Origin of the sequence: Trinickia sp. (assembly GCF_051953405.1) — a bacterium.
Taxonomy (GTDB): domain Bacteria; phylum Pseudomonadota; class Gammaproteobacteria; order Burkholderiales; family Burkholderiaceae; genus Trinickia.
Window position 1 is genome coordinate 1 of record NZ_JBQCIV010000002.1, and the last position, 17,396, is coordinate 17,396.

The window sequence follows — 17,396 nt, forward strand, 5'->3', positions numbered from 1 at the left end:
AAGGCCGGCATGGGCGGGGTGGCGGCGCGTTCGACGAAGGTCGCGCAGCGACTGGGCCAGGTGGAGAAGGCCTACGAGCCCGGGGCTGTGATGAACCTGATCGGCGTGGGGGCGATGGTGACGAACATCGTGTCGATGGGGCACCAGGGGTACCAGCTCGTCAAGGCGGGCGATAACGCGACTGGGGATCAGTGGGCGCAGTTCCTGTCGTCGGCAGGCATGATGGGTGTGGGCTTCGGGGTGGCGAAGATGCGCCCGCAGACGCCGCCATCGAAGGGCGGTGCTAAAGCGACGTCGGTTGCGGCAAGCAGCGGCAACGGAGGCGGAGCAGGCGGTAGCCGCGACCAGGCGAGCGATGGCGTGGGCGACACGGGCACAACGGAAAACGCGGCCGCCGCTGCGGGAGCGACCACGCTTGCACAAGCCGCGCTGACGTCAGGCAGTCCGAGCAATCCGACTGCGGCCGCTGGCGCAACCGGCGCGTCGGGTACGGTTGCCACGGCTGCCAACGTTAGCATGACAGGCGCGGCGCCGAACCAGGGCGCGACGAGCAATGCGGACGCGGGAAGCACGGCGGCGGGCTCGGCAGGCGGTCAACCTCAACCGATACTGAATTTCGCGACGACGAATCCCGGCAGCGCTCAAGTCAACAACGGTGGTTCGATCGCAATTAGTGGCGGCACTTCCAATCAGCCGGGTGCGGCAGATCAACCCTTAACGGCGCAAACAGCGGCGTACACCACGAATACGGGTGGCGGAAACGGCGGGTCGAATCAGCAGCAACAGCCGTTTGCGGGCGGCAATGGGAACCCGGGCGCGACGGGGCAGGGAACGACGGCCGGCCAATCTCAATCGGTTCCGAACTTCGCGACGACAAACCCGGGCAGTGCTCAGGTCAATAACGGCGGTTCGGTCCAGGTCGGTGGCGGCACGGCCAATCAGCCGGGAGCGAGCGGCAATGCCAATGCGGGAGCGGCAGGCCAACCGGTGACCGCGCAAGCTGCCGTGTACACGACGAACACGGGCGGCGAAAACGGCGGCTCGGACCAGCAGCAACAGCCTTTCCAGGGCGGCAACGCCAACCCGAGTGCAGCGGGGCAGGACTCGACAGCGGGCCAACCTCAGTCGGTGCCCAACTTCGCGACGACGAATCCCGGCAGCGCTCAAGCTGTTAGCGGTGCCTCGACTAAGGTTAATGGCGGCGGCACGAATCGGCAGCCGGTGGCGAGCGGCACTGTCAATTCGGATACGTCGAGTCAGCCTTTAGAGGCCCAAACCGCCGCGTACACGACGAGCACCGGCGATGGCAACAACGGCGGCTCGAACGAGCAGCAGCAACCGCAACAATCGCAGCAACCGCAGCAACTGGTGAGCACCGATCCGAGTTTGGGCGCCACGCCTCAAGCTCCGACAACCGGCGAGCCTCAGGTAGTGCCGAACTTCGCGACCACGGACCCGGGTCGCGTGCGGCTCGATAACGGTGGCACGAATCAACAACCCATCATCGTGCGTGGTACCGACAATTCAGGGACGGCATGTCAACCTCTGGAAGAACAAGTCCCCCCGAATCCGGCGAATACAGGCGGCGAGAACACCCGCTCGACTGAGCCGCAGGTCCAGCCACTCGAGAACGGCACGCCGAATTCGGAGACGTCAAATCGAGCGCCGGCAACCGGCCGGACGCCCGCCGTGCCAAACTTCGCGACGACGGATCCCGGCAGCGTTCGGCTCGATCATGGCGGCTCGCATCAACAGCCCGTCATCGTGCGCGGCGCCGGCAATTCCGGAACGGCAAGTCAACCCTTGGAGGAGCAACCCCTCGCGCTTGCGTCGAATCCAGACGGCAACAATGGGCGCTCGAACGAGCGGCAGCAGTCGCAGCTGCCCGAAAGCAGCCATCCACCTTCGGGAACGAATCGAAGCTCGGCAAGCCCTCAACCTCTGGTCGTGCCGAACTTTGCGACGACAGATCCAGGACGTGTTCCACTCGGCACCGGTGGCTCGAATCAACAGAGCGCGACACCGCGTGGCGCCGCTATTTCAGCGACGGTAAGTCAGCCCGCGACCGAGCGTACCGCCGCCAATCCCGCGACGACGGGACACGGGAATAGTCCCTCGAGCGAGCCGCAACGGCAGCAGCCGCAGAGCGGCGATCAGAACGCGGGCGCAGCGAATCGAGCCCCGGCGACCGGCCAGTCCCAAGCGGTTCCGAGCTTCGCGACGACGGACCCGGGCGGCGTCCGGCTCAACCGAGGCACGACGAACGAGCAGCCCACGGTGATCGTGATCGGCAACTCGAACGCTGGGACGGCAGCGCCCCCCGTGGGAGAGCGACCCGCCACCAATTCCCCGAACTCGGGCACCGGGAACGAGGGCGGCTCGAACCAGCAACAGCCGCAACAACAAGCGCAACCGCAACAGCAGTCTCAGCAACAATCGCAACAGCAGCCGCAACAACAGCCTCAGCAACAGCCTCAGCAACAGCCGCAACAGCAGTCTCAGCAACAGCCGCAGCCGGCGCAACAGTCGCAACCACAACAGCCGCGGCCGCGGCGGCAACGGCCAAGTAGCCGCAATTCGAGTTCGAGTACGGCGCCGCGAGGCCCAGCTACCGTTACGCCGGACCATCATGTGCCGCGCCCCGCTTCCGCCGCCTCGGAAGATCCTTCCGCGCCGGCTTGGAAGAACGGCGTGAGCATACTGTCGGCCGCAAACGGCGACGACCACGTGGTCATCGGCTCCAGGGCATGGTGGGCGATGCCTACCTTCCTGCAGACAGGGGCGATTTGCGAGCCCACCGACCTTTATGTTTATGTGTTGCACGTCCCGCATAGCGAGGCCGGTAGGGTGCGAACGGTCACTGCCGACGACGTGCAGGCGCAGGGGGTCATCCGGGCCGGAGAGGGGACGATCGATTGGCAGAGCGGTCACCCGACGCAGGTTGTCGATCCGCGCAGTCGCGACGACGAGTTCGGCGAAGCGCCGGACGGCCTCGAGCACGCCGTTGTGATATCGAGAACGCCGCCGGAAAAGTTGGCACAGCGTCCCGTCGTCGTTCGCCAGTGGTGCAACACGGCCGAAGAGCTGCCGGCACCGGACGGTCCTCGCTTGGTGGAGCGCGTGCATGGCAAATTCGGCGTGAAACTTCGTATCAAGATCGGCAACAAGGTTCTGTACGAAAAGCAGATCGGCGAACCCAACGTCGATACACGTGCGCAGGCACTGGCGGTACCGGTTCGTGTGTTTTCCAAGTTCCAAGAGCCGAAGGGCCGCCCAGACCGCGGGGCGTATGCCTCGAAAAACATCAATATCAATCTGGGGCGCCCGCTTGTTCCGCGCGTCGATCCGAAGACCGGCCGCCTGTATTGGGTCGATCTGCACAACCACTTCACGACCTTTGCAAAACCGTTGAGCGCGGGTCCAAAGGCGTTCAATGACCGGATGTTGAATGGGCCCCAAGCGCTCGATGAGCACCCGGACGCGCGCTTGATGTATACGCTGATGGGGCTGCCGTACACCACTCGCGCGATGTCCGGCAGTTGGGCGCCTTACACGGGGAAGGACTTTGCCGAAATCGCCTCGTCGCTCGACGGCGATCGAAAGATGCTCGCGCAGTATCGCGGCCTATCGGACGAGGCCCAGCGGCGCTACATTCCGTGCGTCGTGGGAACCGAGCTGGCGGCATACGGGCGCATGAAAGTGGGCGGGCAGGTCGTCTCCCCGAAGACGTACCTCGCCATGCTGATGGTCGAAAACCCGGAGATCGACGTCATCTGGAACGGCGAGGTCAATCCCAATACGAAGGAAATGATGACGGCGCTGCGCGGACGTCAATGGGGTCCGCAGTTGCACCCGGTCACCTTTGGCGAACGCGGTATGTCCGGCGCCGAACCTGCGTTTGCCGCGCTGCTCGAAGGAACGCGGGCAGCCGGCGTGCCGGTGACGATTCACGCCGATGCCGGCGATATCGAATTCGGCAAAGACGGTGCGCCCGTTCGCACGCCAAGCACCGGGCAGCATTTCCACTACCTGATGAAGATGTTCATGCAGGCCGGCGCCTATGACCTGAGCGGGCTGGACTGGCAAGATCGGAATTTCACGCTGTCGGATGCCGATTTGCGCGAAATTCTGGCTTCGGCGCCGTCTCAACAGCCGGCATCGATCGTATGGGCGCACGCCGGCGGTTTGGGCAATTGGGCGGGCCACGGGCCGCTGCATTGGTCGAACCTCGATTGGATGCTCGGAAATCCGCTGCTGTCGCACGTCAACCTCGACGATTCGTGGAGCCCGGTCAAGGCGGACATTTATTCCGATCCGGAGAATGTAGCCGCCGCTTTACGGGCCATCGGCAGCGGACGTGTCGGCTACGGCGGCGACCAGGTCAATTCGCAGACGCAGCTCCAAGCGAACACGCCGTGGGCGCAGCAGCAAGCCATGTTGCGCGAACTCGAAAAGCGCGATCCCGAACTGCTCGGCTGGTACGCGGGCGGGCTCGCCATGAGCGTCGTCGATCGCGCCCGAGCCGCGCAGGCGTGGTTCCGCTACCAGCAGGCGAAGGGCAGATCGGATCCGATCGTGGCGAAGTTCATCGACAACTTGCCTAAAGATCGCAGGGATGCGCTCGATACTTTCGTCGCGCAGTACGAGGCCGCGCATCCCGGCGTTCGTCCGGATGGTCCGCCGCCGCCCGATGTCTATATGGGCGACGATCTGAGAGCGGCACCGCCGATCCAGCCGACGAGTGCGATGACGCCGCCACCGCGCCAGGTCGTGCAATTGGTCACGCTGGCGGCAACCGGAGAAGAAGTGCCGCCGCAGCAAGTGGCCGATGTATATCGATATGCGGATTCGGCCGGCAGCATCGCCAGTACGCATGGCACGGAACCTCCGGCTCAGTCGTCCGAAGCGCCGGAGACGCAACAACCGTCGACGTCCGCTCAGCCGGTGAGTGCCGCGGGAGAGTCGACACCGGCTCAACCGGTGAATGCCGCCGGAGCGGCGAGTGCCACCGAAGCAACGAGTGCGACCGAAGCAACGACTGCGACCGAAGCAACGACTGCGACCGAAGCAACGACTGCGACCGAAGCAACGTCTGCGACCGAAGCAACGACTGCCACGGAAGCAACGACTGCCACGGAAGCGGCAACTTCGAGCGCTGCGTCGGCGGCGACGAGCGCGGCAGGCGAAGCCGGAGCTGCGCAACCGTTCGATCTCCAGGCGTTTATTGCCAAGTGCCGGGACCAGGCCGCAGACCTCTTCGCCGAACCGGCGCTCAACGCGGATCAACTCGAAGCGCTCTCGCAGTACCGAGCGGATCGCGGTTATCCGCCCTTTAGCGACGAAGCCATGGCCGTCGGTATCGACGCGGCCCGCGTGGGCCGTTCGCTCGGCGACCAGCTCGCGCAAATGCTGGGCGTCGACTTCGTGGCAACGCGCCAGGCCGACAACAAGGAGCATGTGCTGACCGTCAGCCGCGACCGCAATCGCAAGATCGCACGTACCTTCGGCGGGTCCGTGGTGAGCCTTGCCGCGCTTACCGCCGTAGGCGCGATAACGCTGCACGCGGGAGCGGTGACGTCGGCGATCGGCGGGGTGGCTTTGCTCGTGCGCGCCGTGTCGCTCAACCTGAAGGTCGCAAGCACACAGCTGAACCGCAAGACGGTCGAGCCCGTGAACGAACAGGGCATCATGCCGCGCGGCATCTTCAATTTCACGGCGTGGCGATTGAATCGTTCGCTGCCGTCATCGGGGCTTAACCCCGACCGGCTCGAAGGGCCCACCGGCGTCAACGCAGTGCTTGCGGAGGCGGAGGCCACCGCGCGGATCGCCAGCCTGTTACCCCTGAACGTCGATGCGGGAGAAGGGGGCTACGACCGGTTCATGCAGCGGGTCGGCGCCAACGGCGACGTCAATGCGCGGACCGATCAAGCGGTCGGGTACTCATGGGGTACCGTCGACGATACGCATTTCTCGACCAAGTTCGGTTCGATGCTCTCGATGGTCACGGGCGCCGGCTATACCGTCAGCACGATGACGGCAGTCCAGGGCATCATGGCGGGGCTTGGAACGCACCTGTATGCGCTGCCGCTACTCGTTGGGAACGGAGCTTTCACGCTTTATCAGGTGCTAGGCGGCGCGAGCGGCATGTTCCGGAAGAACTTGACCGAGATCACGCCGATTCGCAAGGTCATGAACTTCGGTGCCTGGCCGGCCATCGGCATCGGTAACTTCGCGTATTCGGGCCAAATGGTGATGAACGCGATGACAACCGTACCGCCGACTCAGGTCTTCGACTGGATCAACGCTGGCGTAGCGGCGGGGGTGGGGTACGCCACTTCGCGCATTGCTCGAAATGCGGTTCGAGCGGAGATGAACGGCGGCGTCGAAAAACCCAGAACGGTACCGCGGCTGTCGGTCGGTGCCGGAGCGGGCCTCGCGCTCATGGGCGCGACGAGTCTCATCTCGTCGTTCTACGGGAACGGTCAGAACAAGCATCCTCCTCATCCGCAGCCGGTCGTTCCCACGCCGTCCGGTTCGGGGTCGCCGACACCGACGACATCGGCAGGCCCTACGCCATCCACTAGCGCATCGCCCTCGGCAAGTGCATCGCCCTCGGCAAGTGCATCGCCATCGACGGGTTCATCGCCTTCGACCGGCTCATCGCCTTCGACCGGCTCATCGCCCACGACCCCAACCCCGTCGCCCACCCCAACGACGGTCACAGTCAAACGCGGCGACACCCTCGATGGGATCTTCGACAAGTACGAAACCACGATCGTCGAGGAGATCGACACCTCGGGCATGGATGCGGCCCAGAAGGACGAGGGCGCCTGGAAGCGCTTCGAGCTGCTCAATCCGGAGTTCGACTTCAGCTCGCTCGACGGCGGCACGCCGGAACCCGGCGGGACACGCGACCCGAACCTCATCTATATAGGAGACGTCATCCGCATCGGCTGACCACGCGCAAGGAGAGCGGCCCAGCGCCGCCCCAAGGCCGAGACAGCGATAACCCGAATCGCGCCCGCGCGATCGACACCGACCCGAATCGCAGCCCTCTCGCAAGGCGGGCTGCGATTTGTCGCGTCCGCAGCCAGCCTACAAATTTTTTTGATGGCCAGATTTTATTTTTCTAGCTCGCCTGCCGGCAGTGCCCCATCGAAAATCGGTCCCAGCAAACATGGGTAAGCAACCGTGCGCCGGCGGTCCGGCCGACGACGGCTCAGATGATGGGGGACGCAACAATGAACGATGCAACGCAACAAGGGAGCCCGATGGGCACAAGCGAATCGGGCAGCGGCAAGTGGCAGTTCTGGGTGGATCGTGGCGGTACGTTCACCGATATCGTCGCCGTCCGTCCCGACGGCCGCCTGATCACGCACAAGCTGTTGTCCGAAAACCCGGACCGCTACCAGGACGCCGTCGTGCAAGGCATGCGCGATCTGCTCGGACTGAGCGCCGACGAGCCGCTCCCGCAAGAGAAGATCGACGTGATCAAGATGGGCACCACGGTCGCCACGAATGCGCTGCTCGAGCGCAAAGGCGCGCGCACGCTGCTCGCCATCACGCGCGGCTTCGCCGATCAACTGCGTATCGGCTACCAAGAGCGCCCCGATATCTTCGCGCGCCATATTCAACTGCCTTCGCTGATGTACGAGCGTGTCGCCGAAATCGACGAGCGCATCGATGCGCAAGGCCGCACCCTCAAATCGCTCGACGAAGCCGCCACGCGCGATATGCTGCAACGCGCGCGCGCCGACGGCATCACCTCCATCGCGATCGTGCTCATGCACGGCTATCGTTATCCCGCACACGAGCTGCGCGTGGCCGAACTCGCGCGCGAAGCGGGTTTCTCGCAGATCTCGGTGAGCCATCAAGTCAGCCCGCTCATGAAGCTCGTGGGCCGCGGCGATACGACCGTCGTCGACGCCTACCTGTCGCCGGTGCTGCGCGACTACGTCGGCCGAGTGACGCGCCAGACGGGCGGCGTGCGGCTCATGTTCATGCAGTCGAGCGGCGGTCTTGCCGATGCGGATCGCTTTCAAGGCAAGGACGCCATTCTGTCCGGCCCCGCGGGCGGCATTGTCGGCGTGGTGAAGACCTGCGAGGCGGTGGGCGAGCGCCGGGTCATCGGCTTCGACATGGGCGGCACCTCCACCGACGTCGCCCACTACGACGGCGCCTACGAGCGCGTGTTCGAAACGAAGGTCGCCGGCGTGCGCGTGCGCGCCCCGATGATGGACATCCACACGGTGGCAGCCGGCGGCGGTTCGATCTGCAGCTACGAGAACGGTCGCCTGAAAGTCGGGCCCGAATCGGCGGGCGCGTATCCGGGCCCGGCGTGCTATCGCAACAACGGCCCGCTCACGGTCACCGATTGCAACGTGATGCTCGGCCGCGTGCAGCCTGCTCACTTCCCTCACGTGTTCGGACCGAACGGCAATCTCCCGCTCGATGCCGCGATCGTGCGTCAGAAGTTCGAAGCGCTCGCGAAAACCGTGCGCGAGGATTCGGGCCGCGAGATGAGCCCCGAAGCGCTGGCGGAAGGCTTTCTCGCTGTGGCCGTCGACAACATGGCGCAAGCGATCAAAGCCATCTCGGTCGAGCGCGGTCACGACGTGGCCGACTATGCGCTCGGCGCGTTCGGCGGTGCCGGCGGCCAGCACGCGTGCGCGGTCGCCGAAGCGCTCGGGATGCGCCGCGTCGTCCTGCATCCGTTTGCGGGCGTGCTCTCGGCCTTCGGCATGGGGCTCGCCGATCAGCGGGCCGTTCGCGAGCGCGCGGTCGAAGCGCTGCTCGACACGGCCGCAGTCAACGATTTGCGCAGTGCGTTCGAAGCGCTCGAGCGCGAAGCCACCGAGGAAATTCTGAGCCAGCGCGTGCCGCGCGAGCGGCTGAGCGCGCACCGCACGGCACGGCTGAAGTACAAGGACACCGATTCGACGCTCGAGGTGCCGTTCGCGGACGCCGCCGGCATGACGTACGCCTTCGAATCGCTGCACCGCAAGCGTTTCGGCTTTGTCATGGAGAACCGCAAGCTCGTGATCGAATCGATCGCGGTCGAAGCGGTCGGCGCGACCCAGCAATCGGCCTCGCTGCCGGGCGTGGCTGCCGCCGCATCGGCCACGTCGCCGCGCGCCGATCGCGAGGCGGCGCACGAGGACCGCGTGCGGATGTTCTTCGACGGCCATGCGCGCATGGTGCCGCTCTTCGTACGCAAGGATCTGCGCCCCGGCGCGACGATTCACGGCCCGGCGCTGATCAGCGAAGAGATCTCGACCATCGTGCTGCAGGCCGACTGGAGCGCGAACATGCTCGACGACGGCACGCTGATCCTGCAGCGCAGCGAGTCGGAATGGATCGATTCCGACCGACGCCCGCGCTTGGCGGAATCGATCACGACGGAGCGCCACCCGGTGCACCTCGAGATCTTCAACAATTTGTACATGTCGATCGCGCAGCAAATGGGCACGACGCTCGAAAAGACGTCGTACTCGGTAAACATGAAAGAGCGGCTCGATTTCTCGTGCGCGATCTTCGACCGAGCCGGCAATCTGATCGCCAATGCACCGCATATCCCCGTTCACCTGGGCTCGATGAGCGACAGCGTCACGTGCGTCATCAATCAGCACGGCAACACGCTCAAGTCGGGCGACGTGTTCATGCTGAACGTGCCGTATAACGGCGGCACGCACTTGCCGGACATCACGGTCGTGATGCCGGTATACGACCGCGCGGGCGCCGAGCTGCTGTTTTACGTGGCCGCGCGCGGCCACCACGGAGACGTCGGCGGCATCACGCCGGGCTCGATGCCCCCGAACAGCACGACGATCCTCGAAGAAGGCGTGCTGCTCGACAACGTCAAGATTGTCGAAGGCGGCACCTTCCTCGAAAACGAGGTGCGCAAGCTGTTCCTCGCCGGGCCGTACCCGAGCCGCAACGTGGATCAGAACATCGCCGACCTCATCGCGCAGGTGGCCGCCTGCGAATCGGGCGCGGCCGAGTTGCTGCGCGCGGTGGACCGCTACGGCGCCGCTGTCGTGCTGGCCTATATGCAGCACGTGCAGGACAACGCGGAAGAAGCCGTGCGCCGAGCGATCAGCAAGCTGGCCGACGGCGAGTTCGGCTACGAGATGGACGACGGTGCCGAGGTTCGGGTGAAGGTGACGATCGATCGCGAGCTGCGGCAGGCCCGCGTCGATTTCACGGGCACGAGCCGCCAGCGTCAGACGAATTTCAACGCGCCGCGCTCCGTCTGCAAGGCTGCCGTGCTGTACGTGTTCCGCACGCTGCTCGACGAAGACATTCCGATGAACGAAGGCGTGTTGCGCCCGATCGATCTCGTGGTACCGCACGGCTCGATGCTGAACCCCGCGTATCCGGCCGCCGTCGTGGCCGGCAATGTCGAAGTGTCGCAGACGGTGACCGATGCGCTCTACGGCGCGCTTGGCGTGATGGCGGCGTCGCAAGGCACGATGAACAACTTCACCTTCGGCGACGACACGCATCAGTACTACGAGACGATCGCGGGCGGCTCCGGCGCGGGCGCCGATCACCCGGGCACCTCGGCGGTGCAGACGCACATGACCAACTCGCGGATGACCGATCCCGAGGTGCTCGAATGGCGTTTCCCGGTCGTCGTCGAACAGCATGCGATTCGCCCGGGTAGCGGCGGGCTCGGCAAGCAAGCCGGCGGGGACGGCGCCACGCGCCGCATTCGCTTCACGCGCCGCATGACGGCCAACATTTTGGCTAACCGCCGTCGCGTCGCACCGTTCGGCCTGGCCGGCGGCAAGAGCGGCGAAGCCGGTCGCAACTGGGTGGAGCGTGCCGACGGCGCGATCGACCGCTTCGGCGCGACGCATACGACCGTGGTGGAAGCCGGGGACGTGTTCGTCATCGAAACGCCGGGCGGCGGTGGGTACGGTTTCGCGGAATGAAGCAAGTTCGCAGAAAGAAGGAGACGGGTAGGTCGTTCATTTTGTCGTTCTAGCCAATAGCTGGCCGGATGCGATGCGTGTTGCACGTATCGCACCGGCCAGAGGAACAGGAGGAGATCGAATCATGCATACAGGGGTCAATCTATATCCACTAATCGGCGTCGCCGTGATCGTCGCCGGCTTTGTGTTGCGCTTTAATCCGATGTTGATCGTGGCGGCCTCGGCCATCGCCACGGGTTTTGCCGCCGGCTTTCCGATTCAGGCGGTGCTCGCCGCGCTGGGAACGGGCTTCATCAAGACGCGCATGATTCCGCTGATCATCTTGCTTCCGCTCGCCGTGATCGGCCTGCTGGAGCGGCACGGCTTGCGCGAACGCGCGCAGATGTGGATCGGCAGCATCAAGGCGGCGACGCCGGGACGTTTGTTGATCGTCTACCTGTTTGCGCGAGAAATCACCGCCGCGCTGGGCTTGACCGGCCTCGGCGGCCACCCGCAGATGGTCCGGCCGCTCGTGGCACCGATGGCCGAAGGCGCGGCGCAGTCGCGCTTCGGGCCGCTCTCGGATGCCGTGCGCTATCGCCTGCGCGCGTTCGCGGCGGCGACGGACAACGTGGGCTTGTTCTTCGGCGAGGACATTTTCGTCGCGTTCGGCGCCATCGTTTTGATGGTCACCTTCTTGAAGGAAGCCGGCGTCGTCGTGGCGCCGATGCACGTCGCGGTGTGGGGCATGCCGACGGCGCTGGCCGCGTTCCTCATTCATGCCGCGCGTCTGTACCGGCTCGATCGCTCGCTCGCCGCGGAACTCGGTGGACAAGCCGCCCACAAGAGCGGTGCTCAGCCGAGCCGCAAGGCCGAATCGTCGCCCGTCGCCTCGCAAGGAGAAAACGCATGACGCTCACCATCACTCACTTCTTCTGGCTCGTCGGCCTGTTTCTGCTCGTGGTCGGCGGGATGATCGTCACCGATCGCGCGCATCCGAAGCGTTTGCTGGCGGGGGGATTCTGGATTCTGTACGGCCTCGTGTTCCTGATCGGCGATTGGTTGCCGCCCTCCGTCGTCGGCGTGGCCGTGATCGCGATGGCGCTCGTGGCCGGCTTCGGCGGCGTGACGAGCGCCAAGCCAGTCCAGCGCAGCGAAGCGGATCGCCGCGCTAGCGCGACGCGTCTGGGCAACAAGCTGTTCGCGCCTGCACTGACGATTCCGCTCGTCACCGTCATCGGCACGCTGAGCGCAAGCCATCTCGTCTTCGGCGGCAAGCCGCTGCTGCAGCCGAGTGCGACCACCCTGGTTTCGTTCGGCATCGGCTGCATCGTGGCGCTGATCGTGGCCTGCCGGCTCACGCGCGATTCCGTCGGTCAATCGATGAAGGAAGGTCGGCGGCTCGTGGATGCGCTGTCGTGGGCCGTCGTCTTGCCGCAAATGCTCGGCATGCTGGGCATCGTGTTTGCCGACGCGGGCGTCGGGAAGGCCGTCGCCCACCTGACGACGTCCTATATCGACCTCGACTCGCGTTTCGTCGCTGTCGCGGTCTATTGCATCGGCATGGCCCTATTTACCGTGATCATGGGCAACGGCTTCGCCGCCTTCCCCGTGATGACGGGTGGGGTGGGGGTGCCGGTGCTGCTCGGCGTATTTCACGGCAATCCGGCGCCGATGGTGGCGATCGGCATGTTCTCGGGCTACTGCGGCACGCTACTCACGCCGATGGCGGCGAACTTCAACATGGTGCCGGCGGCGCTGCTGGAACTCCCGGACAAGTACGGCGTGATCCGCGCCCAGGTACCGACCGCGATCTTGCTCTTGACCGTCAACATCGTTTTGTTGAACATCTTCTTGTTCTTGTAGCCTGGTAGCATTGCGCGGTGCCGGCGCGGTGGTCTGCCCGGCGCCGCGCCAGCGAAGCATATGCAGGGGAAGCGCAATGAATTTGAGGTTCTTGGAGACGTTCATCTGGGTCGCCCGGCTGCGTAGCTTTAGTCTGGCGGCCGACAAACTCCACTCCACGCAAGCGGCGATCTCCAGCCGCATTTCCGTGCTCGAGCAAGAACTCGACGCCAAACTCTTCATTCGCGATCCCAAAGGCGTCGTGCTCACGCGCGAAGGCGAGCGCGTGCTTCACTACGCGGAGCACATCGCCGAGACGATGACGCGCCTACGCACGTCGATCCGCGACGAAAAGCTCGCATTCGGCACGATCCGCATCGGCGCGATGGATAGCGCCGTCCACACGTGGTTCATCGATTTCGTGACCGACGTCACGCGGTTGTACCCGAACTTGGACATCGAGGTCACGGTCGATACGGCCTTGAACCTGAACGAGCAATTGCGCCGCGGCATGCTCGACCTGGTGTTCCAAACCGATCTGCTGCGCGACGAGACGATCCGTAGCGTCGAGCTGCTGCAATTGCCGTACGGCTGGATTTCCGCGCCCGAGCCGCTCGCGGCCCTGCAACTGGGCGAGCCCGGGGCGCCCGTGTCGCTGCGCTCGTTGGCGCGCGGACGGATCATCACGTTCTCGCGTCATTCGCGTCCGCACCAAGACCTCATGCGGATGTTGCAGGCGCAGGGGATCAACGAGGCATGGATCAGCTGCGTCAATTCGGTGGCCGCCATGACCAAGCTGACGCACGACGGCTTCGGGGTGGCGGTCATGCCGCTCGCGCTCGTTCAGAACCTGGTGCTCGACGGATCGCTGCAGGTCATCAATTGCTCCGATGTACCGCCGCCGATGCCGTTCGTCGCGGCGTGGCGTTCGAGCGTCGAGGTGGCGTGGCCGCAGCGGTTGATCGAAATTGCCAAGGAGGCGGTCGGTAAATACGTCGACGGGCTGCGCAGCGAAATGAGCCGAAGCTTCGGATTGGCTAATGCAGGATTTTGATCGAGCCGTTGTTCTGCAGTCCGTCGCTTTCGCAATCGGAGATCACGACGATCCCTGGCGAGCAGCGTGAGTGCCCGGACCCGCGCGAGAGCGCGAGGGTCGCGTGCACGTGCTTGCCCATGCTAGGCGCGCGCGCGTCGTCGGTCTCGCCGTGCGAAGCTGCGGGTCGCCCCGGCGAGCTGCCGCGCGCAAGCGGGATCGGGGCCACCTCCGTGCCGACGTCGGTGCCAGCATGGTCCACCACGCGCTCGACGTAACCCGCGGTGAAGCCGGTAGAAAAGTTGCCGCTGTAGTAGCACGAGATCGCCTTGCGCAGGGCGGCTTGTTCGTTCGCGTCGACGTGGACGGCACGCGTGAAGCATTCGCTGAGGATCGCGGCGGCCGCGTGCAGATTGGCGCACGGATCGAAAATCGTTTCGGCCGTTTCGCCGTAGCGTGCCAGGTTGTAACGGTTCACTTGCGCGAGCCCGAGGCTGAAGTTGTAGTTCAGCCGCGTCAGCATCCGAACGGTGGCCAACGCCTCGGCTTCGCTCGTCGGCTGCCGCACGAGATGCCTGCCCACCACACCGATCGCATAGGGGTTATAGCCCGACTCCACGCTGACGATGGCCGCCATCGTGTGCGGATCGACCTGCGGCGCGCAGCGCTGCGCGAGCGAAAGAAAATCGGCGGCATGCGCCGCGCCGGCACCGACGAAGAGTGTCGCCTGCAATGCGATCAACCACAGCCATCGGCGCATGGTCCTATCCTCCGGTCAGTGATACGACATCACCAGTCCGTGCACGAGCAGCGACCAACCATCGAGCATCACGAACAGCAGCAGCTTGAACGGCACGGAGATCGTGGTGGGTGAAATCATCTGCATGCCGAGCGCGAGCAGCACGTTGGCGATGATGAGATCCGTGACCACGAACACCACGTAAATCACGAAGCCGATTTGAAACGCGCGCGTCAGCTCCGACAACATGAAGCTCGGCACGAGCACCATCATGTCGTCCGACTTGAGCGTTTCGGCGCGTGCGGACGGCCAGATGGCCGTCGCGGAACGTTGAAAGAAGTTGCGTTCGGCCGGCACCGTATGCTGCTCGAGGAATTTCTTGAGCGGCGGCCCGATGGCCTGACCGATGGCCATGACGTCGTCGACGCTCATCGAGCTGCCCACCTGCACATGCTGCTGCTGCATGTTGTCGAAAATCGACGAGGCCACGGGCGACATGATGTAGATCGTGAGGATCAGCGCGATACCGTTGAGCACCGTGTTCGGCGGGACCTGCTGCAAGCCGAGTGCGGTTCGAAGCAACCCGAGCACAACGACGAGCTTCGTATAACTCGTGACCATGAGCGCCGCGAACGGCGCAATGCCGATCGCGACGATCAGCGCGATCATCGAGACGGGACTCGGCAAACTACTCATCTTTGCCCTCGGCGAAGCTGGCGATACGAATGCCGAGGCGATTGCCGACGGCGATCAGGTGGCCATGACCGACCAATGCGCCATTGGCGCGGATATAGACGGTGCTTTGGTTCAGCGGTTGATCGAGTTCGAGCACGTAGCCGCTCTTGAGCGCTTTGAGTTCGCGTAGCGGCATCGAGCGCTCGTCGAGTTCGAACGTGACGCGCACCTCGAGACCGTCGATCCGAGTCAAGACCGGGGGCGTCGCGGCCGCGGACGGCGCGGTGTTGCCCTGCGCGGCGGCTTGGGCCGCCACGGCGGAGACGGGCGTTGGAGCCGGCCGGCGTGGTGCGGGGGCGTCGCCCGGCGGTTTGTCAGCCACGGCATTCTCCTCGATGTGTTCAATGACGATGCGCGTGCCGGCCGCTTTGCCGGAGAGCGTCACGCGGCCGTCGAGCGTCGTAGCGGTGCAGTGCAGCCCCGATCCGGCGGAGCGCCACTTTTCGATGCTGACGATGTCGCCGGGGGCGATGGCGCACAATTCGCCGATACTCAACACGGAGCTGCCGATACTGACGCGCAGCGCAATGGGCAGCGCGTCGAAATCGCCGGGGGCGAGTTCGGGTTGCGGCGGATCTTGCGGGCAGGCGATCCCGAGATAACGTTCGTCGGCGAAGCGCAACGCCCCGTGGCAATGCCAGTTGGTGCCGGTTTTCGTCACGCGAAAGCGCAAGGCGGCCGGGGCGTGGGACACGTCGTCCTTGACGGATTCGTCCGGCACGCCGATCTCGAGCGCTTGCCGCGTCACGCGCTCGAGCGCATCGACGACGGGCGCCAACGCATCGGCCAGCAGTGCGGCGCGGATGCCGGCCGGCACGCGATCGCTCGCGGCCTCGCCGATCAATTCGCGCTCGCCGATCGCATCGAGCACCAGCCGGCCTTCGGCCGGCCCGAACGTGAACGGATAGACGCGCAGGGGCCCGCTCATCTGCGCGTCGGCATCCCACTTGAGTTCGTAGCGGCCCTTCTCGAGCGCCAGCACGAACGGGGCGGGCCAAGCGTAGGCGCGGTTCAGCGCCTGAGCGGCGACCGCTGCGACGCGCGGTAGCGCGGCCGCGTTCGCTAACGACTGCGCGGCGCTAGATGCGGCATTCGACTGAGCGGGCGCCGCACGCGGCGAGTGAAGCGCGGTGGCGGACACGATCGGTCAGGCGACGAGCAAACGCCCGGCAAGGTACGCGAGCTGGACGCGGTTGAGCACGCCGTACTTCTTGCGGATCTGCCGCATGTGGTAATCGACGTTGCTGATCGACATGTTCAACTGCGTGGAAATTTCGCGGTCGCTCATGCCGCTCGCCGTAAACTTCAGGATGCGCCGCTGCACGTCCGACAGCTCGGGTTCTTTTTCCGCTTCCCACACTTTCCCGGCCAAGAACGCATGAATGCCGAGCCCGACCGCGTAGGCCTGACCGATCGTGTGGTCGTTGATCCAGCCGCGCGTCGGGTTCGCCGAGCTGAAGATCATCACGCTGTGCTCGCGGCTGCCGGGATCGACGAGGCCGAACGCGATGCCGCTGTGCATGCTGCTCGCTTGGAGGTCGTCGAGAAAGTGCTGCATGCGCTCGTTGCGCTCGTCGGCACCGCCCTCGTGAATCAGCGTCGTATGGTCCCAAACGAGCGGCCAATCGTGGCGGCACGCGAAAGCCATGCGCGGATCGAGTTCGAAGTAGCGCTTATCCACATAGCGCTGTGCCCAGCCGGGCGGCGAACACGGATGAAAATATTGCACCCGGTTGACGAGTTCGCCCAGGCGCGTCAGGCGGCAATAGCAGAGCCAATCGAAGCCGATCGTGCGCAAGGCTACGTGAATCAACTGCTTACGCTCGTCGGGCGACATCGCGCCGGCGAGATCGTTGGCAATCTCGGATCCGCGGTCCCCGCGGGACGGCTTGCCGGGCGGGCTGACGGCCTCGCTGACCAAGAGCTGGCAATCCTCGAGTTCGATGATGTCGATCCCTCGTCTGACTGCCCGCTCATCGTCCACCTTCGATACGCCTTTGCGGGCCAAGGGGCGCGACATGCGGATCTCCTCTATGGAAGTGCGTAGTAGGAGCGGCGGTGCGCCCGATTACGCGGCAATTTGCATGTCGATCACTATATCTGTCCCTCGGTCTCGCTTAAACCGGCC

9 protein-coding genes are annotated in these 17,396 nt (G+C 65.0%); 5 read left to right on the forward strand and 4 right to left on the reverse strand.

Going from position 1 to position 17,396, the window contains the following annotated elements; translation table 11 throughout:
• The first annotated feature begins 87 nt into the window (after positions 1-87).
• The 5 genes from ACTHN9_RS00015 to ACTHN9_RS00035 all read left to right on the forward strand — a co-directional run bounded on the left by ACTHN9_RS00015 (position 88) and on the right by ACTHN9_RS00035 (position 13,815).
• A complete protein-coding gene (locus tag ACTHN9_RS00015) occupies positions 88-6,957 on the forward strand; it encodes a hypothetical protein (RefSeq protein WP_440534696.1) in 6,870 nt (2,289 codons plus the stop codon).
• A gap of 284 nt (positions 6,958-7,241) precedes the next feature.
• Positions 7,242-10,937: a hydantoinase B/oxoprolinase family protein gene (locus ACTHN9_RS00020; RefSeq protein ID WP_440534697.1), complete on the forward strand. Its 3,696-nt coding sequence runs from the start codon at positions 7,242-7,244 to the stop codon at positions 10,935-10,937.
• A 124-nt stretch (positions 10,938-11,061) separates the two neighbouring features.
• Entirely contained in the window at positions 11,062-11,829 is a 768-nt protein-coding gene (locus ACTHN9_RS00025; protein WP_440534698.1) for a DUF969 domain-containing protein, read from the forward strand.
• Positions 11,826-12,782, forward strand: coding sequence for a DUF979 domain-containing protein (locus tag ACTHN9_RS00030; RefSeq protein WP_440534699.1), 957 nt, complete (start codon positions 11,826-11,828; stop codon positions 12,780-12,782). The genes ACTHN9_RS00025 and ACTHN9_RS00030 overlap by 4 nt, the downstream gene beginning before the upstream one ends.
• Before the next feature lie 76 nt (positions 12,783-12,858).
• A complete protein-coding gene (locus ACTHN9_RS00035; RefSeq protein WP_440534700.1) occupies positions 12,859-13,815 on the forward strand; it encodes a LysR family transcriptional regulator in 957 nt (318 codons plus the stop codon).
• Here the strand turns inward: ACTHN9_RS00035 and ACTHN9_RS00040 are convergent.
• From ACTHN9_RS00040 to ACTHN9_RS00055, 4 genes are read right to left on the reverse strand one after another with little or no spacing between them, the layout of a single operon-like run.
• A complete protein-coding gene (locus ACTHN9_RS00040; RefSeq protein ID WP_440534701.1) occupies positions 13,799-14,554 on the reverse strand; it encodes a lytic transglycosylase domain-containing protein in 756 nt (251 codons plus the stop codon). The two genes, ACTHN9_RS00035 and ACTHN9_RS00040, sit on opposite strands and share 17 nt — an antisense overlap.
• 15 nt (positions 14,555-14,569) lie before the next feature.
• Positions 14,570-15,229, reverse strand: a complete 660-nt coding sequence (gene sctR / locus ACTHN9_RS00045; RefSeq protein ID WP_440534702.1) for a type III secretion system export apparatus subunit SctR — start codon at positions 15,227-15,229, stop codon at positions 14,570-14,572.
• Positions 15,222-16,409, reverse strand: a complete 1,188-nt coding sequence (gene sctQ, locus ACTHN9_RS00050) for a type III secretion system cytoplasmic ring protein SctQ (RefSeq protein WP_440534703.1) — start codon at positions 16,407-16,409, stop codon at positions 15,222-15,224. The genes sctR and sctQ overlap by 8 nt, the downstream gene beginning before the upstream one ends.
• Before the next feature lie 6 nt (positions 16,410-16,415).
• A complete protein-coding gene (locus ACTHN9_RS00055) occupies positions 16,416-17,288 on the reverse strand; it encodes an autoinducer binding domain-containing protein (protein WP_440534704.1) in 873 nt (290 codons plus the stop codon).
• Positions 17,289-17,396: the final 108 nt, after the last annotated feature.